Origin of the sequence: Caballeronia calidae, assembly GCF_900044055.2 — a bacterium.
GTDB lineage: Bacteria > Pseudomonadota > Gammaproteobacteria > Burkholderiales > Burkholderiaceae > Caballeronia > Caballeronia calidae.
In genome coordinates this window covers 20,142-41,518 of sequence record NZ_FCOX02000041.1, presented here as the reverse complement: position 1 = coordinate 41,518, position 21,377 = coordinate 20,142, and the positions used below count along the sequence as shown (strand labels likewise).

At 57.6% G+C, this 21,377-nt stretch carries 17 protein-coding genes; 4 read left to right on the top strand and 13 right to left on the bottom strand.

Annotated features, from left to right (window positions below; genetic code table 11):
* Positions 1 to 427: 427 nt before the first annotated feature.
* Positions 428 to 1,204, top strand: a complete 777-nt coding sequence (locus AWB78_RS29040; RefSeq protein WP_062609774.1) for an SDR family NAD(P)-dependent oxidoreductase — start codon at positions 428 to 430, stop codon at positions 1,202 to 1,204.
* A gap of 70 nt (positions 1,205 to 1,274) precedes the next feature.
* Here AWB78_RS29040 and AWB78_RS29035 read toward each other — a convergent pair whose 3' ends face one another.
* From AWB78_RS29035 to AWB78_RS29025, 3 genes are all read right to left on the bottom strand, one after another.
* Positions 1,275 to 1,634: a BON domain-containing protein gene (locus AWB78_RS29035; protein ID WP_063959041.1), complete on the bottom strand. Its 360-nt coding sequence runs from the start codon at positions 1,632 to 1,634 to the stop codon at positions 1,275 to 1,277.
* 271 nt (positions 1,635 to 1,905) lie between these two features.
* Complete coding sequence (locus AWB78_RS29030; protein ID WP_198399373.1) at positions 1,906 to 2,658, bottom strand: IclR family transcriptional regulator; 753 nt, start codon at positions 2,656 to 2,658, stop codon at positions 1,906 to 1,908.
* A gap of 125 nt (positions 2,659 to 2,783) precedes the next feature.
* Complete coding sequence (locus tag AWB78_RS29025) at positions 2,784 to 4,544, bottom strand: FAD-dependent oxidoreductase (protein WP_062609770.1); 1,761 nt, start codon at positions 4,542 to 4,544, stop codon at positions 2,784 to 2,786.
* Between the two features lie 276 nt (positions 4,545 to 4,820).
* Between AWB78_RS29025 and AWB78_RS29020 the strand changes: the two genes are divergently transcribed.
* Positions 4,821 to 5,459, top strand: coding sequence for an EthD domain-containing protein (locus AWB78_RS29020; RefSeq protein ID WP_074173560.1), 639 nt, complete (start codon positions 4,821 to 4,823; stop codon positions 5,457 to 5,459).
* 139 nt (positions 5,460 to 5,598) lie between these two features.
* Complete coding sequence (locus tag AWB78_RS29015; RefSeq protein ID WP_062609766.1) at positions 5,599 to 5,835, top strand: DUF4148 domain-containing protein; 237 nt, start codon at positions 5,599 to 5,601, stop codon at positions 5,833 to 5,835.
* A gap of 79 nt (positions 5,836 to 5,914) precedes the next feature.
* Here AWB78_RS29015 and AWB78_RS29010 read toward each other — a convergent pair whose 3' ends face one another.
* The 6 genes from AWB78_RS29010 to AWB78_RS28985 all read right to left on the bottom strand — a co-directional run bounded on the left by AWB78_RS29010 (position 5,915) and on the right by AWB78_RS28985 (position 14,091).
* Positions 5,915 to 7,258, bottom strand: a complete 1,344-nt coding sequence (locus tag AWB78_RS29010) for an MFS transporter (protein ID WP_062609825.1) — start codon at positions 7,256 to 7,258, stop codon at positions 5,915 to 5,917.
* Between the two features lie 249 nt (positions 7,259 to 7,507).
* The gene (locus AWB78_RS29005; protein ID WP_062609764.1) at positions 7,508 to 8,578 is read right to left on the bottom strand and encodes a porin; all 1,071 of its coding nucleotides are present in this window, start codon (positions 8,576 to 8,578) and stop codon (positions 7,508 to 7,510) included.
* A 153-nt stretch (positions 8,579 to 8,731) separates the two neighbouring features.
* Positions 8,732 to 9,592 carry an ABC transporter permease gene (locus AWB78_RS29000; RefSeq protein WP_232477926.1) on the bottom strand — a complete coding sequence of 287 codons (861 nt, stop codon included), beginning with the start codon at positions 9,590 to 9,592 and terminating at the stop codon, positions 8,732 to 8,734.
* 164 nt (positions 9,593 to 9,756) lie between these two features.
* Positions 9,757 to 12,231 (bottom strand): ATP-binding cassette domain-containing protein, encoded by a 2,475-nt coding sequence (locus AWB78_RS28995; RefSeq protein ID WP_198399372.1) that lies wholly within the window; start codon positions 12,229 to 12,231, stop codon positions 9,757 to 9,759.
* A gap of 108 nt (positions 12,232 to 12,339) precedes the next feature.
* On the bottom strand, positions 12,340 to 13,461 hold the full coding sequence (locus AWB78_RS28990) for an alkene reductase (RefSeq protein WP_062609758.1): 1,122 nt from the start codon (positions 13,459 to 13,461) through the stop codon (positions 12,340 to 12,342).
* A gap of 123 nt (positions 13,462 to 13,584) precedes the next feature.
* Positions 13,585 to 14,091 (bottom strand): nuclear transport factor 2 family protein, encoded by a 507-nt coding sequence (locus AWB78_RS28985; RefSeq protein WP_062609756.1) that lies wholly within the window; start codon positions 14,089 to 14,091, stop codon positions 13,585 to 13,587.
* Between the two features lie 623 nt (positions 14,092 to 14,714).
* On the opposite strand from AWB78_RS28985, the gene AWB78_RS28980 reads away from it, so the two are divergent.
* A complete protein-coding gene (locus tag AWB78_RS28980) occupies positions 14,715 to 15,665 on the top strand; it encodes a helix-turn-helix domain-containing protein (RefSeq protein WP_062609754.1) in 951 nt (316 codons plus the stop codon).
* A 127-nt stretch (positions 15,666 to 15,792) separates the two neighbouring features.
* Here AWB78_RS28980 and AWB78_RS28975 read toward each other — a convergent pair whose 3' ends face one another.
* The 4 genes from AWB78_RS28975 to AWB78_RS28960 form a co-directional block, all read right to left on the bottom strand.
* A complete protein-coding gene (locus AWB78_RS28975; protein WP_062609752.1) occupies positions 15,793 to 16,551 on the bottom strand; it encodes an SDR family NAD(P)-dependent oxidoreductase in 759 nt (252 codons plus the stop codon).
* A 105-nt stretch (positions 16,552 to 16,656) separates the two neighbouring features.
* Positions 16,657 to 18,168 (bottom strand): aldehyde dehydrogenase family protein, encoded by a 1,512-nt coding sequence (locus tag AWB78_RS28970; RefSeq protein ID WP_062609750.1) that lies wholly within the window; start codon positions 18,166 to 18,168, stop codon positions 16,657 to 16,659.
* Between the two features lie 81 nt (positions 18,169 to 18,249).
* On the bottom strand, positions 18,250 to 19,887 hold the full coding sequence (locus AWB78_RS28965) for a GMC family oxidoreductase (RefSeq protein ID WP_062609748.1): 1,638 nt from the start codon (positions 19,885 to 19,887) through the stop codon (positions 18,250 to 18,252).
* Positions 19,888 to 20,046: 159 nt separating this feature from the next.
* A complete protein-coding gene (locus AWB78_RS28960; protein WP_062609746.1) occupies positions 20,047 to 21,135 on the bottom strand; it encodes a substrate-binding domain-containing protein in 1,089 nt (362 codons plus the stop codon).
* Between the last annotated feature and the right edge of the window lie 242 nt (positions 21,136 to 21,377).

The window sequence follows — 21,377 nt, the reverse complement described above, 5'->3', positions numbered from 1 at the left end:
GACGGTCATCAAGGAGTGCATACCGGTCGAATTTCGTCTCTGATTGTCGCGAGCTCGAGCCGTCGCTACTCGAATACGCAATTGAGCGACGGAAATCTCTGTTTCGAGGCAGCTTCGCGCTCGATGCGCTCGCGGTTCGTTGAGCGAATACTACGCCACAAAATTAGATATTTGCTACTTCTTTTGCATAGGTGCAAATCCCTAGCGCCGCGTTCGAGCTGGGCCGTAGAGACACGCTGGCGGTGTTGCCACTGAGGCAGCGAAACAGCAATGCGCCGGTAGGAAAGCCCAAGCGACGACCGTACGCGTCTCATAATGTCGACCCGCGTAATTACACCTATGCGATTTCATATGTTGATGTGTAATACTGCACAAACACTCATCGCGGGGATGCCCGCATCGCGCTCAAACGTCTAAGGAGAAAGGTATGTCGTCCACCCGCTCAATCGTCCCGCGGCTTCTTGAAGGCCAACTGGCGTTCGTTACCGGCGCCGGCCAAGGGAACGGGCGTGCGCTCGCAGTGGGCCTTGCACAAGCAGGCGCAGACGTAGTCGTCAGCGACATCAATCTGGCACACGTCGAGGAAACAGCTGCACTGATTCGTGAAGAGGGTCGGAAGGCGTGGGCTTATGAGCTTGACGTCACAGACGCAGAGGCGTCCTCCGCCCTTGCTGCGCGTGTTCAGCGGGAAATCGGCGACGTGACTTTGCTCGTGAACAATGCTGGAATCATCATTCGCGAGAATTCCACAAGTCCGAACGCGGCCAAGAATTGGAAGAAGGTGATGGACGTGAATGTGCAAGGCACGTTCAACGTGACGCACGCGCTATTGCCTGCAATTAAGGCAAGCAAGGGTGTCATCATCAACGTAGCGTCGATTGCTGCGTACGCGGGACAAGGCGGCAGCCTGGGTTACTCGCCGTCGAAAGGCGCTATTAAGATGTTCACTCAGTCGCTTGCGGCCGAGCTGGCGCCGTTCGGTGTACGCGTCAATGCCCTCGCGCCTGGCGTCATCGAAACTCCTATGACCGCCGCTACTCGCGAAGACCCCAAGCGACTCGAGGCATTCATGTCGCGCATCCCGATGGGGCGTGTCGGACAGACCGACGATTTGGTCGGTCCGACAGTGTTCCTCGCTTCTAACATGTCACAGTACGTGACCGGCGTTACCCTAGCCGTTGACGGCGGCTTTTTGGCGATTTAACCCGCCATCCAGTGGGGGCCCCGTGCGGGGGCCCCATCAGTATGACGCGACCTAGGCGTTCGTCACCGGGTTACTGGCCGGGTGTCCGTATGGTCAGCGCATTCTTCAACGAATTCACACCCGATACGCCCTTCGCGACTTCTGCTGCGTGGTCCACCTCCGCTTGGGTAGGAACGCTTCCTTGTAGCGTGACATCGCCGCCACGTGCTCTCACAGTGATGTTGGAGACAGTGACGTTCTTGTCTTTCGCAAGAGCAGCTCGGACTCGCTTCTGCAAAGCTCGGTCGGCCGCCTTGTTCGTCGCGGTCTTGCCCGACACAGTCGAGGCAGAGTCTGAGCCGCCCTGCGCGTATGCGCCCACCGATGCCACGGTAAGCAGCGAAACAATCAATACGACAACCGTCCTTTTCGTTCTCACTCCGACCTCCATCCTCAGATATTTGTAAGGTAACTTCTTACTTTCAGCGGCCAAGAGCAACCGCGCCGGCAAAGGTCCGAGCAGGAGCTTCACTGACGCAACCACATAGCTGATGAATCTGTCATCACTGTCAGTTGCCAGCAAGGGAGAATGTAGAGGTTCGACAAGGCCCTTGCTGGCCTCTGTGCGCCAGATTGCGTTGTTTGGGACGGCCATCGGTACACAACGTACGAGCGAGAGCGCTCACTCCTCAAGGGCTCCGGAGGAGGAAATAGAAGTATGGTTAAGCGGTGTAGGCGGAGACCGGTAAGTCCGCTTCTGACAACTCTTCAGTTAGCGCCAACAAGCTGCCTGCAGTTTCGCCGTCCCATGCGATGTCGATTGTGTTGGTCGGCCCGAAAACCGTTACCGCCAACATGACTTCTCCCTCTTGCCCGAATATCGGCGCGCTAATGCTGTCTATGCCCGGAATCGGCAAACCCATTGTTCGTGCCAGGCGCCTCTCGCGCACGTCCCTCAGGAGATAATCAAGGAGTTCATCCCCTCCCGAGTTCGATTCTCCGTCGCGTTTTGCAACGTCGCGGTCCCACAAAGCTTGCACCTCGTGTCGAGGAAGCAGTGCCGCGAAGAGACGTCCGGTACTACTATGCGCCACGGACATCACCGCGCCAACGTGCAAGCCCGTATGCATGTAAGAGTCGGGACACTGATAGCGAATTACTGTCGGCCCCTGGTCCGTCCAGATAGCAATGAATGCACCGTGGTCTGCCGCCTTGGCCAGTTCATTTGCGCGTCGGAAGGTCTCGCGCAGCGGCGAGAGTTGAGCGAGCGCGTGTAGGCCGAGCTTCATGGCGAGTGGGCCGGGCTCGTAACGATGAGTCATAGGGTCCCGCCTCGCCAGACCGGTTCGTACCAGACTAACCAAGTACGTAAAAACCTGATTCAGCGGCAGGTCCGAAGCCGCGCTCAGCGCCGCCATCGAGAGCGGCTGACCCGCATCGGCCAAATGCTTGAGAAGCTCCCCACCGACTTCCATGGCGTGGATTCCGCGCTGCGCCTTCACCATGTCACGCCACCCTCGCGTTTTCTTAAAAAAAAGCCGCGGTGGCGTGCTAAGGCGACCGCGGCAATACCCACTGCTGGAGAGATAATGTCTGTTACCTATTGTGAAACGACTGCGAATTTTGCGGGTGAAGGGGCGATGAGTTCATCTTCGCTTTGTTGTCCGGCGGCGGCAATGGCCTTTCCGGCGATGTACCCGAAGGTCAGCGCCGGTCCCAACGTGATGCCGGCGCCAGGGTAGTTGCCGCCCATGATGCTGCAAGCATCGTTGCCGACTGCATACAAACCCTGAATCGGTGCGCCTTTCCCATCGAGCACATGGCACGACTCATCCGTTTTGAGACCAGCAAAGGTGCCAATATCGCCGATACGGATTTTCAGAGCGTAGAACGGGCCCCGCTCGATAGGCGCGACGCAAGGGTTCGGCGAATGAAGAGCGTCACCCTGATAGCGGTTGTAAGCCTTGCTGCCTTTTCCGAAGACGGGGTCGCGGCCGAGCCGAGCTTCAGAATTGAAGCTGCGAACGGTTTCTCGCAGATTGAGCGCGTTGACTCCAATTTTCTCGGCGAGCTCCTCGACCGATGAAGCGCGAATCAGATAGCCGGTTTTGAGGTAGCGGCCAATCGGCATCGGAAAGGGTGCGGCGCTTCCCAAACCGTAGGTTCTCAGCGTCTTATGGTCACAGATGAGATGTGCCGAAATCTCCTCGCCTTTCGGCGTTGCCTTGACTAATGCCTGCACAAAATCGTGATACGAGTTGCCCTCGTTCGTGAACCGGCGGCCATCTCGGAGCACGGAAATCACGCCCGGTTTCGCACGGTCGATGAAGTGCGGCATGATGCCCGTCGAACCGTCTTTGCGCGTCAAGGTTGAAACCGGCACCCAAGCCGCGGCGTTCGGCAGCGTATCTGATACTTGTCCGCCGACGGATTCAGCCATCCGAAGGCCATCGCCGGTGTTGCCGGTCGGCGACGGCGAGAAGTGTTCGTTACCGGTCGGCGCATGCGGGAAAAGCTGCTTCCGACGCTCAATGTCATAAGGAAAACCGCCACTAGCGAGGACCACTGCACGCCGTGCGACGACCCGTACCTTCGCCCCTTCGCGGTCGAGTACTGCTCCGGTCACCCGGCCGTTCTCGTTGATGAGACTGAGTGCTTTCGTGTTCAGCCACAGCGGGACGTTCAAATCCATAAGCGACTTCGCGAGTCGACCGGCAAGTGCGTTGCCGTTGGTCAACGTCATCCCCCGACCGTGTTTCACGACGTCCGCAAAATGGCGCGACAGTCGCTTTGTGACATACCACGCCGATTTGATGGATTTCGTCACTCGCATGAAGTGAACGATTTCCTTGCCCGAGCCCAGCATCATTCCGAACACGGTCAGTTCAGGCAGCGCAGGTGCCAAATCTTTGATTGCCGGTCCGAGTTCGCGACCGTCGAACGGACGCGTAACCATCGAGCGCCCTCCTTGCGTTCCTCCAGGTGCCTCCGCGTGATAGTCGGGAAACACCAGCGGCATGTCGAATCGAACGGCCGTTTTTGAGGTGAAGAAATCGACCGCTTCTGGACCGCTCTTGATGAATGCATCGACACGCGGGCCATCGAAGCTGTTTCCGGCTTCGTGCTGCAGGTAGGTACGCGCTGCATCCGTGGGTTCGTAAATACCTTGCACCTTTGCGAGTGCGGTGTTCGGAATCCACAACCAGCCGCCAGAACGGGCAGTCGAGCCGCCAAACTTGGGCTCTTTCTCAATAACAAGCACCTTCAGACCGCTCGAGGCGGCGGTAATCGCGGCAGACATTCCGGAGCATCCGGAGCCCACCACGAGCACGTCACAGCTGTATTCGGTTTCCTGCTTCATCACCCGTCTCCCAAATCCGCGGCGCTCTCGATTGCGCCTCGTCGAAGTCATCCCAAACCCGTTGGGCCATGACGGAATCATACGCTACAATTAAACATACGCGCTTTGAGTTGCGTAAGTACAATCCCCTAAATCGATGAGCCATGCGTCGAAGTTGCACCGTAAGGTGCCTTGCGGCGGGCGCTTAACGGAACCGGTTGCTTCGAAACTGCGCTTGGCGTCATCGCTCCGCGGGGAATCCAAATCCACTTCTCAGGAGGAGCGGTGATTAAACGAATGACTTTGCTATCACGCAAAGAGGGAACGTCGACGAGTGACTTCAGGGCATATTGGTCTGGTTGCCATGCTCAATTGGCCCTCTGCATGGACGGAATCACGAGCTACACGCAAAACAGGGTCGACAAGACCCTTTGGTCGAAGTCCGATGTCAACGGCTGTTTCAACGTCGACGGGGTGGTCGAGCTCTGCTTTGAAAGCGATGATGTGATGAGTGTTGCTCAAGCGTCGGCTGTAGGCAGTCGCTATATACCAGAGGACGAGCCGAACTTCCTGCGCGGATGGAGTCTATGCGTCGTTGAACACGACTTGGAACAGGAACGTCCCGGCGTCAAGGTCATCGTAATCGCCGCCTTGGACAACCAACTCGCTCGGGCCGATTTTGTGGATGCTATTGCGACGGCGAATCGCACGAATGCGCCGTCTACCGGCCGTTCCTTCAACTGGACCGTTCGCACGGCCAAACGCGAACGGCTATGGTCGGAACCGGTCTCTCCCGACGTACTTATCTCGTTTTGGTTTGATGACGTCGCTCAAGCGCATGCGGCTTTTGAGGCGACGAGCCCCCTCGCGCGGGCGCTCTCACAGGCAGCAACTCGAGCCGCAGCCTATCTCATCAATTCACTCGTCATCAAGTAATGCCGGACTCCGGAAGGCGCGCCGGTGACCGGTGCGCCGCCCGGATTATTCGAACCCGGCAAACAGTGATTTCGTCTTCTAAGGGTTTATACGGACGACAAGAACTTCTATAGTCTTCGCACTTGTTCAAGGAGTCTCGATGAAAGTGCTTAAACTCGCCGCAGTCGCTGCGGCGTCGGTGGTCACAATTACCGCTTTTGCCGCCGAACCCGCCGCACCTCTCACGCGTAACCAAGTAAAGGCGGAGCTGGAAGCACTCCATAGCGTCGGCTATTCGCCGCAAGACTGGGTGCACTATCCCGACAACATTCAAGCTGCGGAGCGAAAAATCAAGTCGCAGCAGAACCCGAGTGAGCCGCGCACCCAGCAACGCTGATTTAGCCTAACTCGACCTGTGCAAAATAAGAACGGGCACCCATGCAGCGGGCGCCCGTTGTGCTTCAAACCGCTTGAGATTATTGGGTGGCGGCCCGCGACTTACCCTCCGACCGCAACGCAAGCGCCATCGCTACACACGCGAAAACCAACAAAACAGCGATGAAGTAGAAGGCGTTGCTCATGGTTCCGGTGTAGGTCTTAATCAACCCGATGAGATATGGCGTTATCGTTCCGCTCGACACGCCGATGCTACTGACCAGAGCGATACTAGCTGCCGCGTTGGGGCCTCTGAAGAACGTCGCTGGTACCGACCAGAAGATGGGATGTGCCGCGTACACCAGAACAGCGGCAGCCGTCAAAAGGCCCATCGCGGCACTAAAGCTCAAATTGTGAGTGGTAAGGAGCGTCAGCGAGATAGCAGCCCCGATACCACACAAAACGAAATGCCACTTCCGCTCATTTCGGCGGTCCGAACTCCGTGCGATGACGATAACACCCACTGCACCGATTGCATTCGGGATAGCCGAGTAGAGACTGATTTGAACGATGTCCTGGACCCCGAAGTCCTTAATCATCGTGGGCATCCAGAACAGCAGAAGCAAGATGGCGGACGTCAGGCAGAAGTACACGAAGGCGAAGACGTACACGTACGGGTTGCCCAGAGCCGCCAAAAGCGAGTGACTGTGCCCGGACGGCTTGCTGTCCGCGGCGAGCGCGTCCTGCAGGCGGCGTTTCTCACCGGCCGAGAGCCAAGAAGCGACAGAGGGGTTGTCCTTCAGATAAAAGAACGCGACGACGCCGAGGATAACGGCCGGAGCGCCTTCAATCGCAAGCATCCATTGCCAGCCGTGCACACCGAGTGCGCCGTCCATTCCCCGCATAATCCATCCGGAAACAAGGCCACCCAGTACTCCGGCTACGGCGACCCCAGCGTAGAACACCGAAAGTGCACCTGAGCGACGACGTGCCGGGTACCAAAAGGTGAGATAGAAGACAATGCCGGGAAAAAAGCCGGCCTCGAACACGCCCAAGAGGAAGCGCAGGATATAGAACTGCGTCGTGGTCGAGACACAAACCATCAGCACCGATGCACCACCCCACAGAAGCATGATTCGCGAAAAGGTCTTCCTAGCTCCAAACCGATGCAAAAGCATGTTGCTCGGCACCTCGAACAGCACATACCCGCAAAAGAAAAACACCGCGCCCAGACTGTACATCGCATCCGTCAACGACAGGTCGTGCTTCATCTGCAGCTGCGCAAAGCCGATATTGTTCCGGTCGAGAATGGCGACGACATAACAGATGAACAGGAACGGAATGATGCGCAGCGTCACCTTTCGGAAAAGACGGTCATCCGCTGAGTCTAGTGCGGTGGGACTTGTCGACGAAGAAACCGTGCGAGCAGAGGTCGGGGTGGTCATCAGGAGCTCCAGTCCAGTGTTTTTCAAACGGAGCGCCTTCATAAAAGAGCGTTGCCAGTTGTTCCCGGCCTCCGTCGATGCTTGGAAGGCAAACCGCTCTTCGGCAAGTCCGCGCTTCTTGAATTACATATTAGCGCGTACATTCTCATATATATAATGAGGGTTTTTACTACTCCGCGGCGGGTGCGCCGCCGCGGAGTCTTTTAGGACATGCGCATATAAGGGTTAACCCTCCCGCGCCGTAGGACCTTAGAAGTAGTGCATCATCCCGAAGTAGCCGCCCTGCTGATGATGACCAGGCAACGGCAACGAGTCGGCGGTCTCGACTGGGAAATTGGCGTTGCCGCCGTTGAACATCGCACCGAATGTCGCGTACAAGAAGGTCCGCTTGGAGAGGTTGTAGGTCGTTCCAATCACGCCCAAGTTACCTCCGCCGCCGCCGTGGTTGACGTTCCCGTGGAACCATGCAGCTTGAAAAGCAAGCGCCGGATTGACTTGGTATGTCGCGCCCAACCATTCCTGCTGATTACGGGTTGCGCCGAACGGATTCGTCGCGTCAGTTATGGTGTCCTGTCCGGACGACACAAGCTGCTGATAGCCCGTGTAGAACTTCAGTGCGCTCAGCTGATACGTAGCGCCAATCATGTATTCTCGCGACGCGTTGTAGAGGCTGGAGAACTTGCCGTTCGCGTCCCGAACCTCTTCATAGACGCCGTAGCCGTTGAAGCCACCTAGCGAGTAATTTGCACTGACGCTGAACTGACGGTTGCCACGGAAATTTCCCGCCTCATTGCCGAATCCATTCTGTAGCCGGAACGAGAAACCAGCGAGCTTCGGCGAGTTATAAGTGAGGGTGTTCGCACGCGAGCCCCATGCGCGGCCCTTTGCAAAGTTCGCGATACCGGTCACCTGCTCCCCGAACGGGTCCAAATAGTATCCCGTTTCGTCGGTGAGACTCATCACACGGCCAGCCCACAAAGAGCCGTACTTTTCATTAGCAACCCCGACATAAGCATATCGATTGAACAAGGTGCTGGAGTCGGGCAGCGTGCCAGTCCCTGCCGTGAACATGCTTTCCAGATTGAAGACCGCATGGTATCCACCGCCCAAGTCCTCGTCGCCCTTGAGACCCCACCAACTGATACCGTATTGATTGCTGCCAAAACGGTAGTTGTTTTTTGATTGACCATCTGGCGTTGCAACGTTCGTCACGAAGTCGAGACCCGATGCGATACGACCGTACAGGGTGACGGTGCTTTGAGCGTTTGCGCCACAGGCTGCCCCAAAAAGAGCGGTCGCCAGCATGATTCTCTTAATCATTTCGTTTTCCTTACCGTTTTTGAAAAAAGTCTCCGATGTTGCATCCCGCCCTCTTCCCGGGTCGGTGCAACCTGTTTGGAATACACCAACGAGTTACTGCAGCGCCCCACATCCGCGTTGAACGGATGTGGGGCATTTCGATGTCAACGCTTTTTAGCGCTTCATGCTACGCAGCGTCTTGACGGCGGACGGCAGATAGCGAACGGTTGTGGCGAGAAGAATGGCGCATGCCTGGACGAGTAGCTGGACGGAGGTTCCAGCACCGAGAGCGAGCACCATCTGTCCCAGTTGGGCCATGAACAACGCTGCGACGGCGCTGGCGATAACGCTCCCTTTCCCTCCCGTGAAAGGAGTTCCTCCGACAACGACGGCCGCGATTGCAGGCATGAGGTAGTCATTGCCTGAAGACGCAGACGCGCTTCCAATGAACCCTGCGAGCAACATCCCAGCAGCCGAGAAGCACACCGCCGACGCTACATACGCCCCAATCTGATACTTGAGTACTCGCACCCCTGCGGCTTCAGCCGCACGAGGGTTCACTCCAACCGCGACAAAGCGCCTGCCAATCGAAGTTTTGCGGGTGATAATCCACGCCGCAACAACGAAAACAACCGCAAACAGGACGTTCGCTGGAAGACCAAGGTACTGGGCGTGCGATATGGTCTGCATGATTGGAGGTACGTTGACAGGCACGTTCCCCGTCAACGAACGCACGACACCAATCAGCAAAGCGTTTACCGCGAGAGTGGCGACGAGCGGAGTGATTGCTACTCGCGACACGAGGGCCCCGTTAATCATGCCGACGAGTGCACCCACTGCGACCGTGAAGACCGCGGCGAGCACGATTGAATCGAATCCGAAGCCGGTCCTTGCCATCAGGACCCCTGCCAGGGAGACCATCCCTACCGCCGACATGTCGAGGCCACGCTGCTGGATGACCAGCGTCTGTCCGGTAGCAACAATCGCCAGAATGCCCGCGAACGGAAGCATCGCGAGGATTGAACCTCTTGTCATGGTGCCAGGCGCCACCAGCGCACTAATCACGAACAACAGAACCAGACCAATCCAAATCCAGGAGAACTCTCCTATTGCCGGCAGTTTCCTTGGACTGGGTAGTGCGCCCGCCGGGTGAGGGAGACGCTGAACTGCTTCCGCTTGGTTTCGAGTCGGTACATGTCTCATTTCGCCACCGCCATTTCTCTGCTCTTGGAATAAAGGGCCACTGACGCGAGAATCATCCCGCCCAGCAGATACGACTGCCAGGAATCGCCGAGGTCGAGGAACGAGGTGACAACGTTCACCTGAGTAATGAGCAGCGCGCCAAGGAGAGCCCCCACGAAGGAACCTCGACCGCCAAAGAGGCTTGCACCACCAATCACGACGGCTGCGACGCTTGCGAGGGTGTAGTTGATTCCCGCGCTGGGGTCGCCAGAGCCAACTTGTGCCATCATTGGCACCGCGGCGACACCAGCAAGCAGCGAGCAGCCGACATACGCGCTGAGCAAAGTCAAGTGCGGTCGAACTCCGGCCATGCGAGCTGCCTCTGCCCTCGAACCGACTCCTCGGAAGGCCAGACCCAACTTCGTTTTGAAGAGGCCAAATTCCAAGGCCACAGCGACGATGGCGGCGACGATTGCGATAATCGGAACGAAACCGAGTTGAAGTCCAATGCCGTCGACCACCGAATCCGAGATGAGGCCGCCGGGAATGGGGCGAAGCAGCAGCGATACCGCTTGCAGTGCCATGTAGGTTGCGAGTGTTGCCACCATCGGATGCAGGCGGAACGGGTCTACAAGCAGCCAATTAAGAACCCCAACCGCTACTGCAACGGCGAAAACAATTACCCACCCTGCAAACTGATGACTAAGCGATGCCCCGTCATTGAGGAAAAATGACTGGATAACGACCATTAAGCCCATTAGCGGCCCGACAGACAGGTCGATGCCACCGACGAGCATCAGGGCTTGCTGCCCGTATGACACGATGGCGAGCGTGGCCACCAACGCAAGCATCCCGCTGAGGTTGCGAGTGGAAAGATAGCTCTCGTTGACCTGCGCCGCATAAAGGCCCAGCGCGCAGATAACAAGTGCGAGCATGACCAGAGGTGCCCAGTCGCCGGCTGCCCATTTCCAGAACGGCGAGATGCTTGCCGAACCGCGCTCGCGCTCCGTCGTTGCCGTCAGCACCTCAGAAGTGATGTTGTTCTCGCTCACTTCGTCGGCACGCAATTCCTTCACAATGTGGCCGCGCGAGAATATCAACACGCGGTCACACAGTCCTGCAACTTCCTGTGCGTCCGACGATACGACGATGACAGCGGTTCCGGCAGTTGCGGCTTGCCGAAGCACCTTATAGATTTCCATACGCGCGCCAATGTCGACGCCTTGCGTAGGCTCATCAACCAGGAGCACCTTGGGCTTACTGGCCAGGACGCTCGCGAGAACCAATTTTTGCTGATTTCCGCCCGAGAGCGAGCGGATTGGCGTTTCAATTGTCGGAGTCTTGACAGCGAAGCTCGTGACAGCCTCTTGAGCGCGTTGCCTCTCGCTCTTTGGGCGAATGAGACCGCGCATCGTGTCGAAGGACAAGCTACGAACGGAGAAATTTTCGCGTACTGAAAGGTCACCGAATATACCTTCGCGATGGCGGTCTCCGGGAAGGTAGCGAATGTCACTTTGCGTTGCGGCCTGCGACTGGCGCAAAGAGGCGCTTTTGCCATTTACGGCGACACCGCCACGGCAACGGTTGAGTCCGGCAAGAGCCCGCATGAATTCGCGCTGACCATTACCGTCAATTCCTGCAAGCCCGACAATCTCCCCTTTTCTCACTTTGAGAGACACATCGGAGAATCCGTGACCTCTCAGCTCCGCGACATCAAGCACGATGTCGGTTCGTCCCGCAGCCGCCTTTGGCGGGAATTCGCGGTCGAGCGCACCGCCAACGATGAGTTCAACAATCTGTTGCTCAGAAAGATTTGAAGCGTCGTAGGTGCCTTGGCCTTGTCCATCGCGAAGAACTGTCAGTCTGTCCGCGATTTGCTGCACCTCTCGAATCCGGTGCGAGATGTACACGACCGCGCATCCGCCAGACGTTACGCTCCGAATGCGCTGGAACAGACGCTCGACATCCTCGGCCAACAAGTGCTCGGTCGGCTCGTCCAACACGAGGACCTTTGGCTTGGTCGCCAGAGCTTTGACGATTTCCACGATGAATCGCTGCTCGGGATTGAGACTAACGACCCGCTCGGAGGCGTCGATGGCGACATCATCGCTCCACTGTTCAAGCAGCCGTTGCGCCCATGACGTCGCACGCATCAAAGAGGGACGCTCAGCCTCGGAAACCCCAAGATAGAGATTCTCCGCCACAGTCAGGTCGGGCATGAGTGCTGGTTCTTGACGCACAATTGCCAAACCAAGGGCGCGCGCCTTTTCCGTGTCGCCCACCGTTTCCGTGCCATTGATGATGACGCGCCCCTCCTCCGGGACGAGCGCCCCGGACGCGACCGCCATGAGGGTCGACTTTCCAGCACCGTTCTCACCAACTAGACCGTGCACCTCGCCGACGGCGACCTCAAAGGTGACGTCGTCGAGCGCCTTCACACCAGGGAAGACCTTCGTTACGTGGTCCACCTGCAACGCAATCTTTCGTTCCATAATTGTCTCCTGCCCTTCCTAGATTGACTGGAGGGACCACTGCGATGACTCGCCTGGCTTCCAGTCTTTCTCGAAATCTGCCGCGGAAGGTCGTTATGTTTTGCGCCGTCAATCTGACTCGACGGGCGTAGATTCAACTTGCTCCGCGTAGGACGGGTAATCTGCGTAACCCTTCTCGCCACCGGTATAGAGAGTCGTCATATCGATGGGGCTCAGCGGCCATCCGTTGCGGAAGCGCTCGACGAGGTCAGGATTCGATACGAATGGACGTCCGTATCCCGCGAGGTCCGTCAGCCCAAGCTCAATCAGCTCTTCGCCTGTATCTTGGTCGAGGGCACCAGTCAGGATGAGCGTGCCGTTGTATGCATCTCGGAAGCTGCCGAGAAACTCACGGCTGATTCCTAGACTTGTGAACGCGGTCTGGTCGCTGAGATGCACGTATGCGAGGTTCCGGGCGCTCAGCTCTCGCGCGAGGGTCAACCAGGTGTTTTCCTCGTCATCGAACGGCTGCATGTCGTAAAGCCTTCCAAATGGCGACAGACGGATGCCTACCCGGGTACTGCCAATCTTCGAAGCGAGGGCGTCCACCGTCTCCAACGTGAACCGCAACCGATTCATCGTGCTTCCGCCATATTGGTCGGTTCGCGTATTCAGCGCGCCGTTGGCGAATTGGTCAAAGATGTATCCGTTCGCGCCGTGAATCTCTACTCCATCGAATCCCGCCGCAATTGCTTGCACGCCGGCTGTCACGAAGTTGGCCGTAATCCGGGCGACCTCTTCGGTGGCGAGAGCACGGGGTTGGCTCGCCGGAACGGGACCAGGCTCCCCGTTCTCACCGTACGCATAGCAGTTGCTGTCTTTTGCTGCGACCGCTACCGATGACACAGGGGGCTGCCCCTGGTGCAGGCTGGTGTGCGACATTCGGCCAACATGCCAGAGCTGGGCGAACATCTTCCCGCCCTCCTCGTGAACAGCACTGGTCACCTGTGTCCAGCCCCGTATCTGCTCAGGCGTGTAGATGCCAGGCGTATAGAGGTAGCCAGTACCCTCTGCCGAAATTTGGGTTCCTTCGCTGATAATCAGTCCGGCACCGGCCCGCTGCCGGTAATAGAGCTCGGTCTGCGCATCAGGGTTTGTTGTCTTCGCCCGGCATCGCGTCATCGGCGCCATAACAACCCGGTTTGCCAGTTCAATATCACCCATCGTGTAGCTTTCAAGTAGTGGGCTCATACTCTTCCTCTATTGCGTCTGTCGAAAATGTCGACCCTTCGTATGCGGGTCGGCATGGCTTCGGCGCCGGTTGGCGCCGAAGACCATGCGTCAGATGGCGTAAGCCTCGACGGCCTCTGCCAGTCACCAGCTCTCTTTGACAAAGGGGTTCTTGACCCAGCCGTCGGTCCACGGTGAAGACTGCTGAACGACGCCCGTGATTTCCTCGAAGTACCACTTACCGTCAACTTTGACGAGCTTGTCTTTGTACTTCCCTGCAATGAACACCGCCTCGCCCTGCGGGGACAGCTCGCTTGCCGCCATCGATACGAAACAGACCAGGTAAAAGCTCGCAGTCGCATGAATACCGTCGGGGTCAACGTCAACCGCCGGCGACACGATGTTATGCAGAGCCCAGGTGATGTTCGCGGACAAATTGCGGCAGTGCTGCTTGATTGCCTCCTTTCCTTTCGCCTCACCACCAACACCTTTGATGAGCCAAAGACCGTCGTCCACGAAGAGCGAAGCTACGCCCTCAGGGTCATATCCGTTATCAAGATGTTCCGCGTATTGAGCCTTCAGATACTTGATAGCCTCGATGTCCTCGAGGCGACTAAGGCGCTGCTCCTGAGTGAACCGTGAACCTTCCATGTCCGTCTCCCTGTTGAGAATGTTTAGCAACGAACTTATCTACGCTTATGTATTTAGGAAACCAAATCTTTCAGACCTTTCCGCCGCTCACGGAACTTTTCCTTGAATCGTGTCTTGTTCACCGAATCTGAACGGCACCCGATTGATTCTCGTGTAACGAGCTGACGAGACTGTTGAATCGACTGGAGAGCTTCACTTCCGATAGGCCCGCCCTGACTGCCTTAGCTACCCAAGACAGCAAAAGAGCAGTCGCATGAAACGTCTCCTTGTTTTAGGAGGCGGGATGTACCGGCGGCTTCCCGTCTCTCTTTTCGACGAATATATGAGAGCCGGTCCAGTTCTTCGCGACTCAGCACGACAGATTCACTGGACCAAACGCGCCACGTAGGTAGACTGGTCGTTGCCTAGGCGCGCGCAGGCAAGTCAGACGTCTGAAAGGTAAGGTGGGTTTCGTGCGCGGAGCCTCGGCTCGCCTGGTTCGCCGACGTTAAGTATCTGTTTCACAAATGTATTAGTGCGGGTTTGCTCGCATACCAAATTCAATCATTTCAATTTACTTTGCATATGTACAAGTTGCATCGTTCGGCGCGCTCGCGCGACAGACCTCTATTACATGCCACGTTATGATTGAACAGTTCGATACATCAGCTGTGATGGCCCGCGAAAGGCTGGCCTACTATCACGACGTCATTTGCCGCCTGTATTGCCACGTCGACCTGCCTTCTTACGAAGACGCTCAGGACGTGTTCCGGGCGCGCGTCACCCAGAAGCCACTGGGAAATCTCGGCGTCGGCGATATCGCGGCGCCGGGCTTGCAGTACGTACGGACGTCCAGCGACCTGAGTCGCACTCCGAGCGATGAGTTCCTAGCTAGCCTGCTGGTCGAGGGCCAAGCTTCGCTTGAGCAAAGCGGCCGCCACACAGTACAGAACGTCGGGGACATCGTCCTCTACGACACGGCTCGCGCGTTCAAATACAGCTTCTCGTCCGAATATCGCATCATTCTGCTGAAGATTCCGCGCAAACAGCTGCTCTGCCGGTTATCCGATGCAGAAAGGCTGACTGCCATTGCGCTGAACGGGCAATCGACCATGGGAGCGCTGGCGGGCGCGGTTATCCGCGGTGCCGCCGACATTGACGCCGAGTTGCAGCCATGTGCTGCTTCCAAACTCGCCGCCTCAGTCATCGACATTTTCGCTGCCTCTGTCGAAACCGAATTCAATGGTGCAAAGGGGGCGCTCGAGCGGCACGGCGACGTCTTGCAGAAAGCCAAGAACTATATCGAGGCAAATCTCGGTGACTCGGAGCTCGATGTCGAGAAGGTGTCGAACGCCATAGGCGTCTCCCGGCGCACTCTCAATAGAATCTTCGCTGCGCACGGAACGACTGCCGCTCGGTGGCTTTGGCAGAAGCGATTGGAAACTAGCCATGCTTCCCTTACCGAGGGGCGTGCTCAACACATCGCGGATGTAGCCATGGCATGCGGGTTCAGCGATTTTTCGCACTTCAGCCGAGCTTTCAAGAAGACTTATGGAATAGCTCCCAACACCCTCGTGAAGCGAAGAGCCGCGTGACGCTCGCGCTCGACGGCGGCGGTTGTCGTCGGGCCGTTGGCGCCTAAAACTAAAAAAAGGCATCCACGCGGCTATGGATGCCTTAAAGTGCCGCAGGAGCACGGCACCCAACAAGCTAGAGGGCATGTCACGTCTTGTCGTAGCCGCCGTCGACCATCAGCGTCGTGCCGTTACAGCCACTGGACAAATCCGAGAGGAAAAACGCTACTGCGTTTGCCACTTCCTCGGGTCGAATCAAGCGCCCAATCGGTACCTGGTCCATCCAGGTTGCGACCATTTCCGGCGCCTCCTTCGCAATACGCTCAATCATCGGGGTTTCGGTTCGCCCCGGCCCCACGGCGTTCACCCTGATTCCGTCGCTTGCCCACTCGACGCCCAGCAAAGCAGCAAGATGTTCAACCGCCGCTTTCGTTGCGCTGTAGGCCGCGCACTTCTCGGGCCGAACAACTGTGCGAGCGGCGATTGACGAAATTAGAACGATGCTTCCCCCGCGTTCGCGCATGTGACGCGCGAACGATTGCGCCGTGAAGAAGCAGCCGTCGAGATTGATGGACATGGTCTGACGCCATGATGCTTCCGTGTAGGCAAAGGCATCTGACATCACAGCAATACCAGCGTTGGCGACGACGCCGTCCACTCCGCCAAAGCGGCGAACCACCTCGTCTGCCGTACGCGTCAACGAGTCGGCACTGGTGACGTCGATAGGCATGAAGTGGACCAGGTCACGGCCGGCATCGACCTCTGCCGCCAACCGCTCACCGTCGCTCGAGACCAGGTCAGTCATCACTACTCGGCTGCCCGAGTCTGCCAAGCATCGCACCGTGGCAAGTCCGATGCCTCCAGCGCCGCCGGTGATAACAATCGTCTTGTTCTGCAAGCCTTCCACGCTTTTGTCTCCTTTATGATTGGGCACATCAAACGGAGGCCTTCCCTGATGCCACGGAGTTCACAACCATTACGCCGTGCATCAGGGAGGTCAGAGCAACGACAATCAGCCGAGGTATACGCCGACCGACTTCAACTCGGTATAAGCCTCGATGCCATTCAGGCCCATCTCTCGTCCCCAGCCCGACTGCTTGAAACCGCCGAAAGGGAGGGCTGCATCCGTTTGATTATGGTTGTTGACCCAAACCACACCAGCGCGGATGCGCGATGCCAGCTTGTGGGCCAGGCTGACGTCCTGCGTCCAAACACTGGCCGCGAGACCATACGTTGTGTTATTGGCTTCGCGGACAAGCGCATCCAGGTTGTCGCCGTCCATCTTCATCGCGGAAATCACAGGCCCGAAGATTTCTTGCTCGTACACGGTCATTCCGGGTTTCACGCCCGTCAAAACGGTCGGACGGATGAAGAAGCCGCCGCCCTCCGGTTTGCCACCGCCGGAATACACTTTCGCGCCCTCGTCGATACCTGCCTGAAGCAGCTTGGAGACCCGCGCGAGCTGACGGTCCGAGATGAGCGGTCCGAGGTTCGTCTGCGGGTCCAGGCCGTGACCAAGCTTGAGTGCCTCCGCATACTCAGACACGCCGGCGACGACCTTGTCGTAGATATCCTCGTGGATGTAGAGACGCGAACCGGCCGTACAAGCTTGCCCAGTGTTCAAGAGAACAGCTTCCGCGACGCCCGGGATGGCTCGCGTGAGGTCTGCGTCCGGGAACACAAAGACCGGGCTCTTACCACCCAGTTCGAGCGTCACCCGCTTCAGATTCCCCGCAGACGCGCGAACAATCGCCTTGCCGGTATCAGTGCTTCCGGTGAAGGCGACCTTGTCGACGTCCGGATGCTCGACGAGGGCGGCGCCCGCGATGCCATCACCAGTCACGACGTTGAGGACGCCCGGCGGCACGCCCGCTTTTTGACACAACTCAGCAATGCGCAGGGCCGTCAGCGGTGTGTCTTCAGCCGGCTTGAGGACGATTGTGCAACCTGCCGCAAGCGCCGGAGCCAATTTCCACGCGGCCATGAGCAATGGGACATTCCAGGGAATGATTTGGCCCACGACACCAATTGGCTCTCGGACGGTGTATGCATGCCACTCTCCGGGCATGTTGACCGGGACGGTGGTGCCCGTAATTTTCGTCGCCCACCCCGAGTAGTACCGGAAGTGCTCCGCGCCAAGTCGGACGTAGAAATTCTTAACGACGTTGTAGGGCGAGCCCTCGTCGAGCACTTCCAGTTGTGCGAGTTCTTCAGCATGTTCGTCGATGAGGGCGCCAATGTTCCAGATGATTTTGGCCCGCTCGCTGGTCGACATCGACCGCCACGGCCCGCTCTCGAATGCCTCGCGAGCTGCCGTCACGGCAAGGTCAACGTCTTTCGCGTCTCCATTGGCCATCGTGGAAATCGGACTTCCGGTGGCAGGGTCGAAGACCTCACGCGTTGCGCCGGACGAGGCATTGACCCATTCGCCGCCGATGAAGAGCCGATGTTTCTTTCCTAGGAACCGCTTCGTGTCTTCCGACAGACTCGACGCAGTATCGAAAACAGCAATTGAAGAAGTCATTACCCTTCCCTGTAACGTTGGTTAAGACCAATGCGACATATCGCGGCGTTCGACAATCCGCCGACGCCGCTTTGACGCTGCTTAGATTCCGAGTTGCTCGACCTGATGGTCGGCCCGGCGCGCGGCGCTGCCGGCAGTCGCATCGAAAAGAATCATGTCCGCGGCTTTCTCCGCAATCATGATGGTTGGAGCATTGGTGTTGCCGCTCGTGAGCGTCGGCATAATCGACGCGTCGACAACACGCAAACCACGGAGACCACGTACCCGCAAGCGCGCATCGACCACGGCCTCGTCATCGGAGCCCATCTTGCAGGTGCCCACCGGGTGGTAGACGCTCTCGCTCTTGTTCTTCAAGTATTCGTCCAACGCCGCATCCGACGTGACTTCCTTGCCTGGGCCAAACTCTTCGCCGCGGTACGGGTCGAAGGCCTTCTGCGCCATCAATTCACGCGCGATTCGCAAACCGTCTCGCATTACCCGAATATCGTCGGGCACGGCAAAGAAGTTCGGGTCGATTTCCGGCAGCGCGGTCGGGTCCGCAGACCGGGCCAAAACGGTTCCGCGACTCTGCGGACGAGAGATGTTGAAGTAAGGCATCACGCCCTCCTCGTGGAAAATCTTCCGGCCATGGTCTTCATACATCACCATGTTCAGATGGAACTGGATGTCCGGCGCGACAACATCTGGGTTTGTTTTCACGAAAGCCAGAGCTTCCACGCCATGGTATGAAGCCGGGCCCGTCTTGGTGGCCATGTATTTCGCGACCGCCGATGCTGAGTTCAGAATGTTGAGGTGCTTGAGCAGGGAGAGCGGCTGAGTGATTCGTTGCTTCAGGCCGCACCCCACATGGTCCTGGAGGTTCTTTCCGACGCCCGGAAGCTTATGAACCGCTTGCACCCCAATCGATTGAAGGTGCTCCGGGTCGCCAACCCCGGAAATTTGCAGCAAGTGCGGCGAATTGAAAGCGCCACCGCAGAGGATGACCTCCTGCGACGCATAGACCTTCTTCGACTTCTTCCCAGCTAGGTACTCCACACCTACGGCGCGGTCGCCATCGAAGAGAATTCGAGAGGCAATAGCATCGGTGATGACCGTGAGGTTCTTGCGGTCGCGAATCGGTGCGATGTAACAACGACCTACGCTCGAGCGAACGCCATCGGCGAGCGTGCTGTCGCAGGGACCGAACCCCTCTTGGCTGCCGCCATTCAAATCGTCGTTGTACTTGTAGCCAGCCTGCTTACCTGCTTCAATGAAGGCGAGCGCAATCGGGTTATGAATTCCAAATCGGCTGGTTTTCAGAGGACCACTTCCGCCGTGGACTTCCGTTTCTCCGCCAGACCAAGTTTCCGATTTCTTGAAGTACGGGAGGATATCGTCGTAGCCCCAGCCCTCGTTACCGAGGTCACGCCAATGGTCGTAGTCGGTGTGGTCGCCGCGTGTGTAAATCATGCCGTTGACGGTCGTACAACCACCGATGCTGCGAGCACGTGGAATGAACATCTTGCGGTTGTTCATGTGCTTTTGGGCAACCGTGTGATAGCCCCAGTCCAGCTGGCCGGTCTGCATCAACCGGAAGTAACCCGCCGGCATGTGGATGAACGGGCTCTTGTCCCAGCCGCCCGCTTCGAGCAGGGTGACGTTGACGCTGGAGTCGGCGCTCAGTCGATGTGCCAAAACAGCGCCGGCAGAGCCCGCGCCGATGATGATGTAGTCAGTCATGCTTGCCTCCAATTTTTCATATCGCGAGCGCCGTTTGGAACGGTCGAAACCTCGCAATGTTTCATACATTCGGAACGTTGCCGAACCGAACTGACAGGTAGCGAAGGCGGTGAAGCACGGCTTAAGAGCCGTCTCGGCACCGCCCTTGCTAGAATGGGACTACTGCTGAAAGACGGCTTTGAGCTTTTCGGCGGGGAGCGCCGACGAGAAGTCGGCATCCGGAGGTGCTGACGGGTCGCACTTCGGGTCCATGCTCTTCACGCTATCCGCATAAGGAACCGGGAAAGCGGCGAGAGGCTCGTTATTCTTCGTTCCTTGATAGTCGGCAACGCCGCGACGACCCGCAAATCGGATAACCGAGGTCGTTCCATCGAGCGAGAAATAAGGGAAAGGCTTGCCGGCCTTTTTCATGTCGAGGAACTTGCAGTTCAACTCGTTGTTGCTCGCGTTGGTCGCAATCGCAGGGACCGGCAGGTGTGCCTGTTCGAACGCCTTCACGGTAGCGAGTGCCGTCACGCCGTAGTCGGTCGCGACGCCGTCAATCTTCGGATACTTTGCAATCAAGCCTGACACCGCTTTCTGCGCGTCGACCGGATTCCAGTTCGTGACGATGAAATTGTTGTCGAGCAGCTTCAGGTCCGGATACTTCGCCAACTGGGTTTTGAAGCCATCCAGGAAGATTTGCGATGACATGGCGCCCGGCGCACCGCCGAGAAACACTACGTTGCCCTTCTTCAGATTCGCGCCGTACCAGTCAGCCCAGACCTGACCCATTCGGTACACGTCCTCTGTGACGTTAGCCGCATAGTCCTTACCTGCATTGCCGGAAATCTTGGCAAGGTAAGGAACGACGGTCACACCGGCCTTGGTTGCGGCGCGCATTGCGGGAATCTGTGCGGCGCCGAAGTCAGGGAAGACAACCAACACGTTCACGCCTTGCGCAACCATGCTGTTGATGTCGGAATTCGCTTTTTGCTGGTCGCCGTTCGCGTTCGTGTACATGAACTTCTTGAAGTTCTTGCACCGGCTCACCTCGTCCTTCAATTCTGCTGCGGCTGTCTTTCGCCAGGTGACGCCGCCGAAGCCGTCCGACAGTCCAACCACCATCGGCTTCGTGCCGCACATCGAACTGATATCGCCCTGGTTTGTCACCAAAGCCGATTCGGCAGACATGGCCGGCATCGAAGCCGCTGCAGTAATAAAGCTGAGCGCAAGCAGTCGCGTGGAATACAGACAGAGATTTTTCATCGTCTCCTCATCTCTTATTTGGTCACAGGTCGCTGATTGAAGCGTCTTCATCAGACTTGCAATCAATATATGAAAGGAGACGCTGAGCTTCGCGACTCAGCACGACATATTCGATGGTCTCTGCGCGCCAAGAAATATGCGTATTCGCGCCCGCCCGGGCGCGGAGAACACCACGTCACCGCCTAAGGTAAGCGAGGGTTCACCCTAATTTATATTTCACATACGCGAATGCATACGCCAAT

Excerpts from the sequence above, each read along its gene's own strand:
- AWB78_RS28995 (WP_198399372.1), bottom strand. The coding sequence starts at position 12,231 with ATGGAACGAAAGATTGCGTTGCAGGTGGACCACGTAACGAAGGTCTTC.
- AWB78_RS29010 (WP_062609825.1), bottom strand. The coding sequence starts at position 7,258 with ATGACCACCCCGACCTCTGCTCGCACGGTTTCTTCGTCGACAAGTCCC.
- AWB78_RS28980 (WP_062609754.1), top strand. The coding sequence starts at position 14,715 with ATGATTGAACAGTTCGATACATCAGCTGTGATGGCCCGCGAAAGGCTG.
- AWB78_RS29030 (WP_198399373.1), bottom strand. The coding sequence starts at position 2,658 with ATGGAAGTCGGTGGGGAGCTTCTCAAGCATTTGGCCGATGCGGGTCAG.
- AWB78_RS29015 (WP_062609766.1), top strand. The coding sequence starts at position 5,599 with ATGAAAGTGCTTAAACTCGCCGCAGTCGCTGCGGCGTCGGTGGTCACA.
- AWB78_RS29020 (WP_074173560.1), top strand. The coding sequence starts at position 4,821 with ATGACTTTGCTATCACGCAAAGAGGGAACGTCGACGAGTGACTTCAGG.
- AWB78_RS29005 (WP_062609764.1), bottom strand. The coding sequence starts at position 8,578 with ATGATTAAGAGAATCATGCTGGCGACCGCTCTTTTTGGGGCAGCCTGT.
- AWB78_RS28985 (WP_062609756.1), bottom strand. The coding sequence starts at position 14,091 with ATGGAAGGTTCACGGTTCACTCAGGAGCAGCGCCTTAGTCGCCTCGAG.
- AWB78_RS28965 (WP_062609748.1), bottom strand. The coding sequence starts at position 19,887 with ATGACTGACTACATCATCATCGGCGCGGGCTCTGCCGGCGCTGTTTTG.
- AWB78_RS29040 (WP_062609774.1), top strand. The coding sequence starts at position 428 with ATGTCGTCCACCCGCTCAATCGTCCCGCGGCTTCTTGAAGGCCAACTG.
- AWB78_RS29025 (WP_062609770.1), bottom strand. The coding sequence starts at position 4,544 with ATGAAGCAGGAAACCGAATACAGCTGTGACGTGCTCGTGGTGGGCTCC.
- AWB78_RS29000 (WP_232477926.1), bottom strand. The coding sequence starts at position 9,592 with ATGACAAGAGGTTCAATCCTCGCGATGCTTCCGTTCGCGGGCATTCTG.
- AWB78_RS28970 (WP_062609750.1), bottom strand. The coding sequence starts at position 18,168 with ATGACTTCTTCAATTGCTGTTTTCGATACTGCGTCGAGTCTGTCGGAA.
- AWB78_RS28960 (WP_062609746.1), bottom strand. The coding sequence starts at position 21,135 with ATGAAAAATCTCTGTCTGTATTCCACGCGACTGCTTGCGCTCAGCTTT.
- AWB78_RS29035 (WP_063959041.1), bottom strand. The coding sequence starts at position 1,634 with ATGGAGGTCGGAGTGAGAACGAAAAGGACGGTTGTCGTATTGATTGTT.
- AWB78_RS28990 (WP_062609758.1), bottom strand. The coding sequence starts at position 13,461 with ATGAGCCCACTACTTGAAAGCTACACGATGGGTGATATTGAACTGGCA.